Genomic DNA, 15,194 nt, shown 5'->3' on the forward strand with positions numbered 1-15,194 from the left:
CTAACTTAAATTCTTTATTATGCAGATTACCAAAAATACTGGTCGTGTTGTAGGTATGCTTTTTCTATTAACAGTAATAACTGGGGCTTGGGGCACAGCCACAAGAGGATTATCGGGTGCAAGAGATAACATCATAAATTTTTTAAATAGGTTGACTGAAAATGCTGATCAAATGAAATTAGCAATTGGTCTAGATGTTTTAGGCAGTGCCATAGCTGTGCTTATTGCTATTTACCTTTACCCTATTGTAAAAAAATATAGCCAGCGCTTGGCTATAGCCTACTTTGGTATTGGTATAATAAACTTTAGTATAGTAATTATTAGTAATATTATTCATTGGTCATTATTAACTGTAGGTAAAGAATACGCGGTAAATACTGTAACAGATGCGCAACATTTTACAACGCTAGCAACTATGCACCATGAGGCTTATTACTTTGCTCACTTTTTAATATTAATGTTGTATGCTATTGGTGGTATTATCTTATATTATTTCTTATTAAGAACTAGTTTAGTACCGAAATGGTTAGCGATTTGGGGTATACTGGCTTCTGTAATAGTTTTTGTTGGTGCCATTTTATCGATATTAGAAATACTCGTTTCTTTCTATCTCTTTATACAAAATGGTGTTTTTATACTGAGCTTTATCCTGTTTTTACTCATAATGGGTTTTAGAACTGAAAAATACAACGAATTAAATTGACTTTCTAAAATAAAAAAGAACTTTGCTTAATGATTGCTAAGATGAAATAAAAGCACATCTTATCGAAGAATTTTGTAATACATTAGAATACTTCAAAAGAGTAACAATTACATGAGTTAATCGTCTTAAAAATTATCAATCTAATAACATTAAGACAATGAATTCTTTAAAAACCTTCAAATACTCTTTACTTTTTTTTATTTTATTTTCTAACCAGCTTTTTTCACAAAGCAAGGATAACTTGAAATCCGAAAAAATTTTAGACAATGAAATTATAAAAATGGACAGTTTGCTATTTAATGTAGCATTTAACAAGTGTGATTTAGATCTTTATAAAAAAATAATGTCTCCGGATTTAGAGTTTTATGATGATCGTTCTGGGTTAAATACCTCTTTTGAAAGAGAAATAGCCTCATTTAAGGACAGATGTTCCAAACCTGTCTCAATTATTCGCAAATTGGTGAGCTCAGTATCTCATGTTTTAGGAAGTTACGGAGCAGTGCAAATTGGTGAACATGAATTCTATGTTGATGGTAAAAAAGTAGAAAAAGCCAAATTTATCACGGTATGGGAAAGAAAAGATAATTCTTGGATTGTTAAACGAGCTATAAGTTTTACTCACGAGGCTGTATCAAATTAAAATAACGTTGCTCAACAATATCTATAATTCGTTGTTTGTTCCTAGCCCACTTTCGAAAATTCTTGCGAATATTCAATTTCGTTGTATTTGTAATATTAAGTACTTAATACACAATTAATCTACACAAACAGTTAAACGAAAATCAAAAAAAAGCCAAAGTTTTCATTTTGGCTTTTTAATATTTTAAATAGTAGTTTTTATAAATGTATCACCTCATCATAAGCATCAGCTACAGCTTCCATCACCGCCTCACTCATAGTTGGGTGTGGGTGTACTGCTTTTAAAACTTCATGACCTGTAGTTTCTAGTTTTCTACCTAACACAGCTTCGGCTATCATATCCGTTACGCCAGCACCTATCATATGACAACCTAACCACTCACCATACTTGGCATCAAAGATCACTTTTACAAAACCATCTTTGTTACCACCAGCACTTGCTTTACCAGATGCCGAGAACGGAAATTTTCCTACTTTTAGATCGTATCCTTGTTCCTTAGCCTGTGCTTCTGTTAATCCTACCGAAGCAATCTCAGGTGTACAATAGGTACAACCTGGTATGTTACCATAGTCTAAAGCTTCTACATGTTGTCCTGCAATTTTTTCCACACATAAAATTCCTTCCGCGGAAGCGACATGTGCCAATGCTTGACCAGGAGTAACATCTCCAATAGCATAATAACCAGGTATATTAGTTTGGTAGTAATCATTTACCAAAATCTTATCTCTGTCTACCACAATACCTACATCTTCTAAACCAATATTCTCTATGTTGGTTTTAATACCTACAGCAGAAAGTACAATATCAGCCTCTAAAACTTCCTCTCCTTTTTTGGTCTTAACAGTAGCTTTTACGCCTTTACCAGAAGTATCTACAGACGTAACCTCAGCAGAAGTCATAATCTTAATACCGTTCTTTTTAAAGCTTCGTTCTAATTGCTTAGAAACATCAACATCTTCTACAGGTACTACACTTGGCATAAACTCAACAATAGTAACCTCTGTACCCATAGAATTATAGAAATAGGCAAACTCAACACCAATAGCACCAGAACCAACAACGATCATCTTTTTAGGTTGCTCTGGCAATACCATTGCTTCTCTATAACCAATTACTTTTTTACCATCTTGCGGTAAGCTAGGTAATTCGCGAGAGCGAGCACCAGTTGCAATAATTATATGATCTGCACTATATTCTTTACCATCTACATCTATCTTTTTACCTGGCTTTAGCTTACCAAAACCCTCTAATACATCTATCTTATTTTTCTTCAATAAAAACTGTACGCCTTTGCTCATTCCGTCTGCAACACCACGACTACGTTTTACAACAGCATCAAAATCTTTATCGGCATCTTTTACTGACAATCCGTAATCTTCAGCATGTTTTAAATATTCAAAAACCTGAGCAGATTTTAATAAGGCTTTTGTAGGTATACAACCCCAGTTTAAGCAAACACCACCTAAGCTTTCTTTTTCTACAACTGCAGTTTTAAAACCTAATTGCGAAGCTCTAATAGCAGCTACATATCCGCCTGGGCCACTTCCTAAGACTATAATATCGTATTTCATCTGTTCTTTTTTATTGTTTTTTATTTGTCAGATGGAACCTCAAAATTATTATATAATTTCTAAGGTTTCATTTTCTAAAATTTATTCTTTTTAAGAGTTATTTATTGTGTTGATTTTAAGAAGCACAAATTTAGGGAAATTTTGTGGGTTTTGTATTTTGTTTTTTTGTCATTTCGAAATGACATCTAGTTTGGGGTTGTCAGTTCTAGCGCAGTCGAGAACTAATCAAATTTTATGGCTTTAACAGGACTTATTTTACTAACAATATAAGACGGAATTAACAGCATAATCAAGCACAATACAAGTGTGCCTATATTGAGCAACAATATATACCCGAAATCTAAATAAACAGGTGCTTGATTTACATAATAAGTTTCTGGATTTAACTTAATAACACCAAAATATTTTTGAACTAGTAAAATACCAATGCCTATTACATTACCCCAAAACAAACCTACAGCAATTAGATAAGCTGCATTGTATAAAAATATTTTACGAATGCTCCAATTAGAATTACCTAAAGCTTTAAGGATACCAATCATCTGTGTTCGCTCTAAAATGAGTACCAGTAAAGCGGTTATCATATTAATACCAGCTATCAATATCATGATGCCTAGTATTACATAAATATTAGTATCAAAAAGATCTAGCCATTCAAAGATTGCTGGGTACTTTTCACTAATTGTTTGAGCATTTAAAGTTGAGCCAATGTTTGCATAGATTTCACCACCTTTATTTTTTAACTGGTCGAAATTATCTAGTAGAACTTCGAATCCACCTACTTGATCTTTATTCCATTTATTTAAGCGCTGTATTTGCTTGATATCACCAATCACATAATTTTCATCGAATTCTTGAAAGCCAGAATTGTAAATTCCTGCAATTATAAACACACGAACATTAGGCGCTTTGTTTGGATCATTCTTAACAAAAAAAGTGTTGAATTTATCACCAACTTTAAAACCTAACCGATCTGCTGTAGTTCTAGAAATTAATACATCAAAAGACATTTCATTAGTAAGCTCTAGTAGTTTGCCATCTACTAAATAATCCTTAAAAAAAGACCAATCATAATCTTGTGAAACACCTTTTAAAATGACACCTTCAAAGTCAGTTTCTGTTCTAATTACACCACCTTTAGCAGCATAGGTTTGTACATTTGCTACACCATCTACCGAAGCAAATTCAGGATAAAAATCTTGTTTAGTTGAAACAGGATTTATAGTAATTTGTGAGTTATTATCTTCGTAATTAGCAATCTGTACATGGCCATTAAAACCAGAAATTTTTTCTTTGATCTTACGTTGTAATCCTAAGCCTGTAGCAATAGAAATCATCATAATTATTATACCCAATGCAATAGCAGCAATTGCTATTTTTATTATTGGCGATGAAATACTACTTTTATACTGTTTAGCAGCAATAATTCGTTTAGCTATAAATAACTCGTAATTCAATGTAGATGATTAAAATGTCGTTCAAAAGTACATATTTCTTTTTGGTTTTAATTTCCCTTTCGGGGATGATTTCTTGTAAATCTCAAACGTCTAAAAACACTTCAAAAATTGAGTCTGAAAAGCCTGTGAAAAAGGAAGTAATTGTTGGTGCAAATAACACAGAAAAATACTTATCTCTTTTAAAGGATAAAAAAATAGCTGTAGTTGCCAATCAAACTTCTGTTATTTTTAAAAGAGACAGCTCATATACTCACTTAGTAGACAGTTTGATTACCAACGGAATTAAGGTTCAAAAAGTGTTTGCACCTGAACATGGTTTTCGCGGAAAAGCAGATGCCGGCGAACATGTTGAAGATGGTAAAGATGCTAAAACCGGATTACCTATTATTTCTCTACATGGTAAGAGTAAAAAGCCATCACAAGAAAGCCTAAAGGGGATAGATCTAGTTATTTTTGACATACAAGATGTGGGTGTTCGTTTTTACACATATATTGCTACATTACAATATGTAATGGAAGCTTGTGTAGAAGCGAATATCCCTGTAATCGTTTTTGATCACCCTAACCCAAATGGACATTATGTTGATGGCCCTACTTTAGAACTCGAACATAAAAGTTTTTTAGGGTTAAATGAAATTCCCTTAGTGTATGGAATGACTATTGGCGAATATGCCAACATGATCAATGAGGAAGGTTGGTTAAAGAATGGAATAAAGTGTGATTTAATAGTAATTCCTTTACAGAATTATACACATCAAACTCCATATAGTTTAGCCATAAGACCTTCACCTAATTTACCTAATGATAAAGCAATAAATTTATACCCTAGCCTTGGTCTTTTTGAAGGCACAACTATTAATGCCGGACGTGGTACCGAAATGCAATTTCAAATTTATGGAGCCCCATTCTTTGAAAAAACAGGTTTTAGCTATACTCCTCAAGCAAATTTTGGCGCAAAGTACCCAAAACATAAAAGCGAGCTTTGTAACGGTGTTGATTTAAGAAATAAAAATCGTTTAAGTAAAGTTGATTTACAATGGATCATAGATGCTTATAACAAAACGCCTAAAACTGAAAGGTTCTTTGGAGAAACCTTTACTGTTCATGCAGGTAATACTAAAATACAAGAACAAATTAAACAAGGTTTATCGGCTGAAGAAATTAGAAGAACCTGGCAAGCAGACCTAGAAAAGTTTAAGAAGATTAGAAGTAAATATTTGATATACTCTAATTGACTACTTTAATTTGTGATTAACGGAAAGCTAAAATCAGAATAACTATAAGCAATCTCATCATCTGCAACTTGAAAATCGTAATCTACACTAATTAAAGTCGGAAATCCATATTCACTATCATACTCAACTACTAAAGAAGCTGGGTTCTGATCCATTATAGTTTTAATAAGATCAAATGCCTCTTCTACACTATTAGTGTCATTTAAAATATCTTCTGCAGTTTGAGTTGGGGGCAAACGAGATTCATCAAACTCAACACTATTCTTGACATTTCCGATTACTAATAACTTCCGCTCTAATACACCACCACAAAAACAACTTATATTCTCTGTCCATACATATGTATCTACTTGAGAGGACTCCCATAATTGAAGATTTTTCAATAACTCTGTAAACTCACCTCCATCGTCATCAGAATCACATGAAATTAAAATTGCAAGTACAAATAAAAGAGATAAAATTTTCTTCATCTGATAGTTATTTTGAATTAAGATGAAAGTTTAAAGTATTGGTTGCTTAGTTACAATGGTAATTTTTTTTTGAGTTCCTCAACTATATTAAATACAGCAGGACAAACTTCTGTGTTTTTTAAGGTCAAATTTGTAAGTTGAATAAATTTCTTTCTATTAGTATGCGGATATTCTGAACATGCTTTTGGGCGAACATCATAAATAAAGCAGGTATTATCGGTTTCGTCTAAAAAAGTACAAGGAGCTGTTTTTAATACCATAAAATCATCTTCATCTCTTTGTAAATATTGACCAATAAATTTACTTTCTTTCATACGAAGATGCTTAGAGATTCTACTTACATCTTTATCAGTAAAAATCGGACTTGTAGTTTTACAGCAATTTGCACAGGTTAAGCAGTCTGTTCTTTCAAATTCTTCGTTATGCAATTCTTGCATTAATAAATCCAATCGTTTTGGATTCTTCTTTTTAAGTTTGGCAAAATATTTTTTGGTTTCTGTATGTTTTTCTTTGGATTCTTTTGGTAAATTTTCAAGTTGTTCTTCCATTTTTTAGTCGAACCAAAGGGTGAAGTATTTTATTTTAGCCAAATCTGGTATTTGATCTAAACGTACCTTTTGAACACCAAAATCATTTATACCTATATCTTTTTTATCTATTGCAATTGTTACATCTATTTGGTCAATAAACAATACCGCCGACGAAAAAGTAGACTCTACTTTATTTACAGTATAATTATCAATAATATCCTTAAAAGTAGATCCAAGGTTTAATCCTTTTACTGTTTTATATCTTTTATCAAATATCTGTATGCTTTCTATAGTAGAAGTTGAGTCGTGCTGCTCTTTTGGTATTAGGGTTAGCAATTGTTTTCCTCCTTTTTCGAAAACTCGATATTCATCATATGCCGCATTGGCAAAATCACCTTCACCTAAATTAGACACCAAAGAATCTTTTGCAAAAATTTCTTTAAGTTCTTGCACTTGCGTTATAGATGTTAGTTTACCTAACTGACCTTTAGCAATTGTATAATTATCTTCTTTTTTACACTGTGTAAATAGCATAGCTACCAACACAAAACCTAATATTTTTCTCATCTTTATCGCATTACCTTCTTTAATACTCCTAAAACTCCTCTAATAAAAGTTGCACTCGTTACCACTTTTAAAATTGGGTTCATTCGAGTACTTTTTCTTGTTGAAGTTCTTCTTTTAGTTTTTGCAGCTTCTTTAGCCTTACGTTCTTTTTCTTCCTCTTTGTTGATACGGTCTATTTTACCATTAAGCATTTCGTAGGCACTTTCACGGTCTACTTCTTCATTATACTTTTTTGCAATTTTAGAACTTGTAATTTGTTCCTTTAATTCATCAGAAGTTAAAACATCCATTCTACTCATTGGTGCGCGCAACATAGTTCTTGCCAATGGTGTTGGAATTCCCTTTTCGTTTAATGCAGAAACCAAAGCTTCACCGATACCTAAACTGGTTAATACTTCTTTGGTATCGTAATATTCTGAATCAGGATAATTCTCTGCCGTTAATTTTATTGCTTTTCTATCTTTTGCTGTAAAAGCACGTAAAGCATGTTGTATCTTAAGACCTAATTGTGCCAACACATCTTCTGGCACATCTTTAGGGTTTTGTGTTACAAAATACACACCTACTCCCTTAGAGCGAATTAACTTTACAATGCTTTCAATCTGATTTAATAACGCTTTGGAAGCTTCTTCAAAAACTAAATGCGCCTCATCAATAAATAGTACTAATTCTGGTCTGCCAGAATCACCTTGCTCTGGGAAAGTACTATAAATTTCAGCTAAAAGCTGCAACATAAATGTTGAAAACAACTTAGGCTTATCTTGTATATCTGTTAAACGTAATACCGAAATTACTCCTCTTCCATTTTCATCAATTCTGGTTAAATCATTCACTTCAAAAGAACGTTCTCCAAAGAAAAGGTCACCTCCCTGCTGTTCAATTTCTACAATTTTACGGAGTATTGCTCCAGTTGAAGCTGTGGAAATACGACCATATTCACTTTGCAACTCTTCTTTACCTTCATCTGTAGCAAACTGAAGTACCTTTTTAAAATCTTTTAAATCTAGCAATGGTAGTTTCTTGTCATCGCAATACTTAAAAAGAATAGCAACAATACCACTTTGTGTTTCTGTAAGATCTAGAATCCTTGAAAGTAATACTGGACCAAATTCTGATACTGTAGCTCGTAAACGAGTACCGTCTTGTTCAGAAATTGTTAAGATTTCAACTGGAAAAGGTTTTGCTTCAAAGGGTAATCCTATTTTTTCATGACGTTCATCAATTTTTGGATGCCCTGGGCTGGGTTGAGCCAATCCACTCAAATCTCCTTTAACATCCATCAATAATACTGGAATTCCTTTATCTGATAAGTTCTCAGACAAAACCTGCAAAGTTTTAGTTTTACCTGTACCTGTAGCTCCAGCAATTAATCCATGACGGTTCAATGTTTTTAAAGGCACCTTAACAAATGCATTTGTTACGGTTTCTTCGCCTAACATGGCAGCTCCTAAAGTGATAAAATCTCCCTTGGTCTTATAACCTTCATTTATATAATTAAAGAATTCCTCTTTTTTACTCATTTAGAATAATCGGTTTGATTGAAGTCATAAAAATAAGACTTATAATTCCAAATCAAAAATTAACACACTATTTAAAATACGCTTATTTTGTATCTTCGTTACAACTAACTACATAATTATGAAAAAACTATCCTTTTTACCAATTGTAGCTTTATTATTCATGTTTTTCGGATGTAATAGTCCTGTAAAAGAGAATAAAGAAACAGAAGCACAAGAAATCGTTGAAGTAACAAAGTCTAAAATTGAATTTTTAGAATCAAAAATCGAACGAAGAAAGAGTGCTCCTTATTCAGACGCAGTGCGTATTGGTGATATTTTATTCTTAACAGGTCAAGTTGGTTTTAATAATGATTCGTTAAGGATCGCTCACGGCGGAATCAAGGCTGAGGCAACTCAAGCTTTAGAAAATATAAAGGCAGTATTAGGAGCAAATGGCTCTGATCTAGAGCATGTAGCTAAGTGTACAGTAATCTTAACAGATAAAAATGATTTTTCAGATTTTAATGAAGTTTTTCGTCAATATTTCCCTAAAAATAAACCTGCAAGAACTACCTTTGTCGCCGATTTAGTAATAGATGCAAAGATTGAGATCGATGTGATCGCGGCGGTAAAATAATGGATAAAAAAACAAAAGATTTAGTTGATAAAGGAGAAATGCTTCCGTTAATGGAAGAGTTTTATACCATTCAAGGTGAAGGATATCATACGGGTACAGCTGCCTATTTTATTAGAATTGGTGGTTGCGATGTTGGATGTCATTGGTGTGATGTAAAAGAAAGTTGGAATGCCAATTTGCACCCACCAACGCATGCTGATGAAATCACAGTTAATGCTAAAAAATATTCTGATACTGTTGTCATTACCGGTGGCGAACCACTAATGTGGGATATGTCTTATCTAACTAAAAATTTGCAACAGAAAAATATAAAAACACATATAGAAACTTCTGGTGCCTATCGGTTATCTGGAAAATGGGATTGGATTTGTCTTTCGCCAAAAAAGAATAAACTACCTCTTGAAAAAATTTATGAAGAAGCTCACGAGTTGAAAATGATAATTCATAATAAAAATGATTTTCAATTCGCTGAAGAGCAAGCGGCAAAAGTCAATAAAGATTGTGTGCTGTTTTTACAACCAGAATGGAGCAAACAAGAAAAAATGACGCCTTTATTAGTAGATTATGTGATGGAACACCCTGAATGGAAAATCTCATTGCAAACTCATAAATATTTGAATATACCGTAGTATAATTTAGCTTGTTCTTACATTTTTTTTCAGGTAACTTCGTTTGTTGTCAGATATGAATCATTAAAATGAATTTATATCCTTATAGTAGTCTTTAATTTAAATGATTTACTAAAAGTAAACGTAATGAGTTACTTTTATTATTTTTTGTAAACTTTTATGTTGACATTTTATTATATTTGTAAATGCTATTGTTTACATTAATTTAACCATGTAAACTTAAAAAGTTACAACAAATGAGAAATAAGCGAAAACTTCTAATAGAACAATTGGACCAAAAACTTCAACCATTTTCTAAAACTGATAAGGTCCTAGTCCCAGAACGTGGCTGGATAAATACAGTAAGGACCACATTGAATATGACTATGGCCCAACTTGGGACCAAATTAAGCATAACAAGGCAAGGTGTTAAAAGAATTGAGGAAAGTGAGGCTAACGGTACCATAACACTGAATTCTTTAAAAGATGTAGCCAACGTAATGGACTTAAAATTAGTTTATGCGTTGATACCAAAAGATGGAACGATTAACAATTTAATACAGCAAAAAGCTGAAAAGCTGGCCAAAAAAATAGTTTTAAGGACCAACCAAAATATGAAATTGGAGGACCAAGGTATTGGCGACGAAAAAATAGCTAAAACCATAAAAGAACTTGCTACTGAAATAAAACGAGAAACGAGAAAGTCATTATGGGATTAGAACTCGACTATAAAGATGGACAAACACCTTTAGACGAAGATGAAAAGGAAGGTCTAAAAATAAAGTCAATTACTACTCAAGGCGAACTCGACGAATTTGAGCAATTGAATATTGAAAAAGCAGTCGAATGGACTATTCATACAAAATTCAAACCTGAAAAAATTTTGACAGAAAAGTTTGTGAAAAACTTACATAAGAGAATGTACGGCGATGTCTGGAAATGGGCAGGAGAATTTAGAAAAACTGAAAAAAATATTGGAATTCCCTGGATACAAATTGGAATTGAATTAAAAAATTTACTCGACGACACTAAATATTGGATTAAAAACAAAACTTATTCATCTGAAGAAACTACTATAAGGTTTAAGCATCGAATAGTATCAATTCATTGTTTTCCAAATGGAAATGGAAGGCACTCTAGAATGATTGCCGACATTATTATGGAGTCAATATTTAAAGAGGAAATATTTTCTTGGCATCAATCAAATATGGTAAAATCTGATTATGTAAGAAAAGAATACATTAATGCTTTAAGAAAAGCTGATAGTGGAAATATAATCCCATTAATTCAATTTGCAAAAAGCTAAAATCAACAAAACACTTTCGCCAAAGGTAAACTTTTTAAAACTTAAAAAATAGGTTCAATTTTATTAGTTGTTTTTCTCTTTAATTCTTATCAAAGCTAGACTATACACACGCTCAAACTGCTCGCGTAAACCCATATCACTATTATCAAATTCAACGGCGTCCTTAGCTTTTCTTAATGGAGAGTCTTCTCTTGTGGAATCTATTCGATCACGTTGTTGTACGTTTTCTAGCACTTCATCATAATCAACTTTATGGCCTTTATCTAATAATTCTTTATAACGTCTATTGGCTCTTTTTTCTGGTGAAGCCGTCATAAACAACTTCAGTTCTGCTTTTGGAAAAACCACTGTACCAATATCTCTACCATCCATCACCAGACCTTTCTTCTCTCCCATCTTTTGCTGCTGTTCAACAAGTTTTTTACGAACTTCTGAAATTTCTGAAACTAAACTTACAAACTTAGAAACCTCTATTGTTCTTATTTCACGCTCTACATTCTTCCCGTTAAGGTACATTTCAGAAAATTTAGAATCTCCGCTATACTTAAACTCTAATTTTATTTTTTTTAGATCGGCTATTAGCCTTTTAGCATCAAAATAATTAGAAGTTACATAATCATGTTGCATTGCGTAATAAGTTACCGCTCTATACATAGCACCAGTATCTACGTATAAATAGTTTAGCTCTTTAGCCAGGTGTTTGGCGATAGTACTTTTTCCTGTAGATGAAAAGCCATCGATAGCAATAATTATTTTGTTTTCTTCTTTCAATTTAATGTCGTTTAAATCCTTCTCTAGCGAGATCTATATTTAATGAAAATGTATTCGTATTAGAAACAGGGTGAAATTTACTAAATGCATAATTCAGTTTAAATCTACCCATTTTTAAACCAAAGCCAGCTGTAAAGCCTGCAAAAGTTCTACTTTCTGTCAAACGCAATTCTCTACCACGCCTAAAATTATAACCTAGTCTAAGGTTAAATCCTTTATCAGGAAAAAATTCTGCACCAACATTAACATGACGAATTGCATTTCCTAAAAAAGTAATATCATCGTTTGTTGTTTCGCCTCCAATATTAGTTTGGCTATCTGAAGGGTTTGGTACGCCCAACTTCCATTGTTGTAAATTACTTAAGGTTAAGTGCCATCTTAAAGGGATATGCTCTAGTTTATACGATGCTCCAACTGCAACTTCTAAAGGCAATTCTTCTCTTGTCTCATCAAAAACAGATATCTGATAACCTATATTTCTAATAACAGCTGTAAACATATAAGGTTTAAACTCATTGTAATATGATATAGCGAAGTCTGCAGCCAAACCACTTGAGCTAAAATTTTCTATCTGAGAGCTAATTACTTTAATATTTGCTCCTACCGAAAAACCATCCCATGGCAATTGATACGCGTAACCAATTTGAAAAGCCAAGTCTCTTGCTTTAAAAGTACCTGTTTCATTTCCTTGTTCATCTGCAGCTATAAACTTACCATAATCGACAAAGGTAATACCTGCATGAAATGTACCTATACGTCTGGTAAATAAGTGTGCAAAAGATAATGAGCCGTAACTAACATCTGCTAAAAAGTCTACATAGCTCAGTCCGACTTGATTGTCAATTTCATTCGTAATAATAGACGGATTCCATAAAGGCTGATTAACATCTTTTGTTAAAGTTAATGCTTCACCACCTAAAGATGCTTGTCTTGCTGAAGTTGTAACGTTTAAAAAATTGAATATACGTTCTCCCCCGACTTGAGTAAAAGAACTCAAACAAGTGAATAAAAATAGAAACAAAACAACAATTCTCATACGTCGCACAAAGAAAAGAGAAATATAAAATATAACGTAATTAATCAAGTATAATTTTACATATTCAAAACTACTTACCTAACCTCTTTTTTAAAGATGTTACATAATTTATATGCATTGTTACATATGTAGCATTTAGCTTGGCTTACATAGCATAATTTTACAAAGTTAGATTCTAAATCTAACAATGTAATTACTTAAAAAGGCAATAGAGCCAATTTAAAATTCAATTATGAAACTAAAGTTAATAATTCTCGCATTTAGCCTCACATGTTTAGGCTATACTAATGCAGAAGCACAATTTCTTAAAAAACTTAAGGAGAAAATATCTAAGGTTGCAAAAAAAGATAGTGTATCTCAAAATTCTTCAGAAAAAAGTTCTGTTAAAAAGAAAAGGAAAAAAGGTGGTCTTTTTGGCAATGTATTTAATACGAATGAAACAAATAAAAGCAAGAGATCAAATTCATCTATGGAGATGATGGGCGAGCTTCAGCCTGCGCCGCCAGATAATAACATAAAGCTTCCTAGTGATTATAAATTTTCATATGGAGCAGTTATGGAAGTAAAAAATAACAACGGTAGCAAAAAAACCCAATATTACCTACAACCTGGTAAAACATATTATGCCAAAAAGCAAACTAATAAAAACTTAACCGAACATATTATTTACGATAGCCAACGTAATGTAGAAGTTTATTACACCAAAATAAACAGTAAAAAAAGAAGAGCTCACAAAAAAATGAATATTCTTACCAAAGCTAAACTTATTGGTGCATATAAAGATGGTCCTGATAAAAAAGTAAAATCTATTGGCGAAAAAGCAATACTAGGCTACAACTGCAAGGGCTATGAAATATCTTCTCAAATTGGTACAACGAAGCTTTGGGTTACTAATGAAGCACCTGCAACCTTATTTGGAACTATGTTTTCAAGGCGCACCGATGAAGCTAATTCGCCTTTTAGTAAAAACACCATGATTATGGAAGTCTCTTTTACATCGGTTGAATCTTCTTCCAAAAATTACCAAATGCGCTGCATAGAGCTACAGCCCGAAACATTAACATTTAACAATAATGAATATTTAGAATAAAAATAAAATCTAATGAAAACGAAATATATACTTATAGCTATTGTATTATTGATAAACACTACTACAAAAGCACAAACACAGACATCATCCGAACTTAGTGATATATGGGATGGTATACAAAATTCTCTAAATAATTTTGTTGAAAGTTTGCCCGAATTAGATGAAGTCATCCGACAAATAATGCTGCGACAAGGCGATATAAGGCTTACTATGAATGCGACTTTTGAAGAGGTAAATGGGGGGCTTAGTATTTATGGTAATGGTATCTATTATAATGAAGGTGAATCAAAAGGGTCTCTTTATGCTGAGTTCGACTGGGATAATAAAGCTTTATCAATGCGTGCAAAAGATTCCAAAAAAACATCAATGATTGGAATAACATTACCTGAGATAAATTTAAATGAAAGTAATACCCAAGAAGCTGTAGATATTATGCAATATGTAGATAAAGATGGTTACTGGTATACCCCTGTTAAAATGCAAGGCTCAACTGTTTATACCAGGTTTAAAATGGAAGGAATTACAAATCTTGGTTTAGATGCAATAGATCGAGTACAAGATGCTGGTCTAATTAACAGATACATAGACATACTAAATATGATGAATCTTCAAAGTTTTAGTAATACCAATTCAAGTAATTATTTCGATGAGCTTGAAAATTTTCTTGAAAATCTTTCTGATATAGATACTGAAGCATTAAGAAGAAAGATTAGGCAATCATTTGATAGATTACAATCTCAAATAGGTGGGTTTCCTATTTTTATACATTGGGCTTTTTTATACTCACCCGATTATATTAAAACAAAATATGCTAGTGACAATATAATTGAAACACCACAAACTTGCCCAGATGGTGTTACGCAAAGTTGTGTAAAGCTAACTGCTGGCTCAGGCTCAGAACGAGGTAAATCTATGATTTTTGATCAATACAACAGGCTTATATTTATAGATTCTGGAAAAGACGGTACTGCCTCTTTCGAATATGATAGAGATGTAACAGTAAATTTACCTGCTTATCGTGAGTTACCACCAATAATGCAAAGACTAATTAATCGTAACTAATTCACGCTAAAC

17 protein-coding genes are annotated in these 15,194 nt (G+C 32.5%); 9 read left to right on the forward strand and 8 right to left on the reverse strand.

The features are described 5' to 3' along the window. The first annotated feature begins 19 nt into the window (after positions 1–19). Together AC1EUV_RS08510 and AC1EUV_RS08515 are read left to right on the forward strand one after the other, a co-directional pair. Positions 20–703, forward strand: coding sequence for a DUF4386 domain-containing protein (locus AC1EUV_RS08510; protein ID WP_480198261.1), 684 nt, complete (start codon positions 20–22; stop codon positions 701–703). Between the two features lie 280 nt (positions 704–983). Next, the gene (locus AC1EUV_RS08515; protein WP_480198262.1) at positions 984–1,343 is read left to right on the forward strand and encodes a nuclear transport factor 2 family protein; all 360 of its coding nucleotides are present in this window, start codon (positions 984–986) and stop codon (positions 1,341–1,343) included. A gap of 197 nt (positions 1,344–1,540) precedes the next feature. Here AC1EUV_RS08515 and lpdA read toward each other — a convergent pair whose 3' ends face one another. Both lpdA and AC1EUV_RS08525 read right to left on the reverse strand, forming a co-directional pair. Then, entirely contained in the window at positions 1,541–2,914 is a 1,374-nt protein-coding gene (lpdA, locus tag AC1EUV_RS08520) for a dihydrolipoyl dehydrogenase (protein WP_480198263.1), read from the reverse strand. A 221-nt stretch (positions 2,915–3,135) separates the two neighbouring features. Beyond that, a complete protein-coding gene (locus tag AC1EUV_RS08525) occupies positions 3,136–4,371 on the reverse strand; it encodes an ABC transporter permease (RefSeq protein ID WP_480198264.1) in 1,236 nt (411 codons plus the stop codon). 5 nt (positions 4,372–4,376) lie between these two features. Between AC1EUV_RS08525 and AC1EUV_RS08530 the strand changes: the two genes are divergently transcribed. Beyond that, positions 4,377–5,606, forward strand: coding sequence for an exo-beta-N-acetylmuramidase NamZ family protein (locus tag AC1EUV_RS08530; protein WP_480198265.1), 1,230 nt, complete (start codon positions 4,377–4,379; stop codon positions 5,604–5,606). A 5-nt stretch (positions 5,607–5,611) separates the two neighbouring features. Here the strand turns inward: AC1EUV_RS08530 and AC1EUV_RS08535 are convergent, their stop codons facing one another. From AC1EUV_RS08535 to AC1EUV_RS08550, 4 genes are read right to left on the reverse strand one after another with little or no spacing between them, the layout of a single operon-like run. Then, the gene (locus AC1EUV_RS08535; RefSeq protein ID WP_480198266.1) at positions 5,612–6,076 is read right to left on the reverse strand and encodes a DUF6174 domain-containing protein; all 465 of its coding nucleotides are present in this window, start codon (positions 6,074–6,076) and stop codon (positions 5,612–5,614) included. Between the two features lie 50 nt (positions 6,077–6,126). Continuing rightward, positions 6,127–6,624 (reverse strand): YkgJ family cysteine cluster protein, encoded by a 498-nt coding sequence (locus tag AC1EUV_RS08540; RefSeq protein WP_480198267.1) that lies wholly within the window; start codon positions 6,622–6,624, stop codon positions 6,127–6,129. Between the two features lie 3 nt (positions 6,625–6,627). Then, a complete protein-coding gene (locus tag AC1EUV_RS08545) occupies positions 6,628–7,173 on the reverse strand; it encodes a hypothetical protein (RefSeq protein WP_480198268.1) in 546 nt (181 codons plus the stop codon). A gap of 2 nt (positions 7,174–7,175) precedes the next feature. After that, on the reverse strand, positions 7,176–8,693 hold the full coding sequence (locus AC1EUV_RS08550) for a helicase HerA-like domain-containing protein (protein WP_480198269.1): 1,518 nt from the start codon (positions 8,691–8,693) through the stop codon (positions 7,176–7,178). A 118-nt stretch (positions 8,694–8,811) separates the two neighbouring features. On the opposite strand from AC1EUV_RS08550, the gene AC1EUV_RS08555 reads away from it, so the two are divergent. The 4 genes from AC1EUV_RS08555 (at position 8,812) to AC1EUV_RS08570 (ending at position 11,223) form a co-directional block, all read left to right on the forward strand. After that, positions 8,812–9,309 (forward strand): RidA family protein, encoded by a 498-nt coding sequence (locus tag AC1EUV_RS08555; RefSeq protein ID WP_480198270.1) that lies wholly within the window; start codon positions 8,812–8,814, stop codon positions 9,307–9,309. Next, positions 9,309–9,938 (forward strand): 7-carboxy-7-deazaguanine synthase QueE, encoded by a 630-nt coding sequence (locus tag AC1EUV_RS08560; protein WP_480198271.1) that lies wholly within the window; start codon positions 9,309–9,311, stop codon positions 9,936–9,938. The genes AC1EUV_RS08555 and AC1EUV_RS08560 overlap by 1 nt, the downstream gene beginning before the upstream one ends. Positions 9,939–10,174: 236 nt before the next feature. Continuing rightward, the gene (locus AC1EUV_RS08565) at positions 10,175–10,636 is read left to right on the forward strand and encodes a mobile mystery protein A (protein WP_480198272.1); all 462 of its coding nucleotides are present in this window, start codon (positions 10,175–10,177) and stop codon (positions 10,634–10,636) included. After that, positions 10,627–11,223 carry a mobile mystery protein B gene (locus AC1EUV_RS08570; protein ID WP_480198273.1) on the forward strand — a complete coding sequence of 199 codons (597 nt, stop codon included), beginning with the start codon at positions 10,627–10,629 and terminating at the stop codon, positions 11,221–11,223. The genes AC1EUV_RS08565 and AC1EUV_RS08570 overlap by 10 nt, the downstream gene beginning before the upstream one ends. Before the next feature lie 63 nt (positions 11,224–11,286). Here AC1EUV_RS08570 and cmk read toward each other — a convergent pair whose 3' ends face one another. Both cmk and porQ read right to left on the reverse strand, forming a co-directional pair. Further along, on the reverse strand, positions 11,287–11,994 hold the full coding sequence (gene cmk / locus AC1EUV_RS08575) for a (d)CMP kinase (RefSeq protein WP_480198274.1): 708 nt from the start codon (positions 11,992–11,994) through the stop codon (positions 11,287–11,289). Between the two features lies 1 nt (position 11,995). Continuing rightward, on the reverse strand, positions 11,996–13,030 hold the full coding sequence (porQ, locus tag AC1EUV_RS08580) for a type IX secretion system protein PorQ (protein WP_480198275.1): 1,035 nt from the start codon (positions 13,028–13,030) through the stop codon (positions 11,996–11,998). Positions 13,031–13,262: 232 nt separating this feature from the next. Here porQ and AC1EUV_RS08585 point away from each other — a divergent pair, with 232 nt between their 5' ends. Beyond that, a complete protein-coding gene (locus AC1EUV_RS08585) occupies positions 13,263–14,120 on the forward strand; it encodes a DUF4412 domain-containing protein (protein WP_480198276.1) in 858 nt (285 codons plus the stop codon). A 12-nt stretch (positions 14,121–14,132) separates the two neighbouring features. Next, complete coding sequence (locus tag AC1EUV_RS08590) at positions 14,133–15,182, forward strand: hypothetical protein (RefSeq protein WP_480198277.1); 1,050 nt, start codon at positions 14,133–14,135, stop codon at positions 15,180–15,182. The last annotated feature ends 12 nt before the right edge of the window (positions 15,183–15,194 follow it).

Source organism: Maritimimonas sp. 2304DJ26-3, from assembly GCF_056591635.1.

What these genes read in the sequence shown, in the direction of transcription:
- AC1EUV_RS08510 (WP_480198261.1), top strand. Translation starts at nt 20, where the DNA reads ATGCAGATTACCAAAAATACTGGTCGTGTTGTAGGTATGCTTTTTCTA.
- AC1EUV_RS08515 (WP_480198262.1), top strand. Translation starts at nt 984, where the DNA reads ATGGACAGTTTGCTATTTAATGTAGCATTTAACAAGTGTGATTTAGAT.
- lpdA (WP_480198263.1), bottom strand. Translation starts at nt 2,914, where the DNA reads ATGAAATACGATATTATAGTCTTAGGAAGTGGCCCAGGCGGATATGTA.
- AC1EUV_RS08530 (WP_480198265.1), top strand. Translation starts at nt 4,377, where the DNA reads ATGATTAAAATGTCGTTCAAAAGTACATATTTCTTTTTGGTTTTAATT.
- AC1EUV_RS08535 (WP_480198266.1), bottom strand. Translation starts at nt 6,076, where the DNA reads ATGAAGAAAATTTTATCTCTTTTATTTGTACTTGCAATTTTAATTTCA.
- AC1EUV_RS08540 (WP_480198267.1), bottom strand. Translation starts at nt 6,624, where the DNA reads ATGGAAGAACAACTTGAAAATTTACCAAAAGAATCCAAAGAAAAACAT.
- AC1EUV_RS08545 (WP_480198268.1), bottom strand. Translation starts at nt 7,173, where the DNA reads ATGAGAAAAATATTAGGTTTTGTGTTGGTAGCTATGCTATTTACACAG.
- AC1EUV_RS08550 (WP_480198269.1), bottom strand. Translation starts at nt 8,693, where the DNA reads ATGAGTAAAAAAGAGGAATTCTTTAATTATATAAATGAAGGTTATAAG.
- AC1EUV_RS08555 (WP_480198270.1), top strand. Translation starts at nt 8,812, where the DNA reads ATGAAAAAACTATCCTTTTTACCAATTGTAGCTTTATTATTCATGTTT.
- AC1EUV_RS08560 (WP_480198271.1), top strand. Translation starts at nt 9,309, where the DNA reads ATGGATAAAAAAACAAAAGATTTAGTTGATAAAGGAGAAATGCTTCCG.
- AC1EUV_RS08565 (WP_480198272.1), top strand. Translation starts at nt 10,175, where the DNA reads ATGAGAAATAAGCGAAAACTTCTAATAGAACAATTGGACCAAAAACTT.
- AC1EUV_RS08570 (WP_480198273.1), top strand. Translation starts at nt 10,627, where the DNA reads ATGGGATTAGAACTCGACTATAAAGATGGACAAACACCTTTAGACGAA.
- porQ (WP_480198275.1), bottom strand. Translation starts at nt 13,030, where the DNA reads ATGAGAATTGTTGTTTTGTTTCTATTTTTATTCACTTGTTTGAGTTCT.
- AC1EUV_RS08585 (WP_480198276.1), top strand. Translation starts at nt 13,263, where the DNA reads ATGAAACTAAAGTTAATAATTCTCGCATTTAGCCTCACATGTTTAGGC.
- AC1EUV_RS08590 (WP_480198277.1), top strand. Translation starts at nt 14,133, where the DNA reads ATGAAAACGAAATATATACTTATAGCTATTGTATTATTGATAAACACT.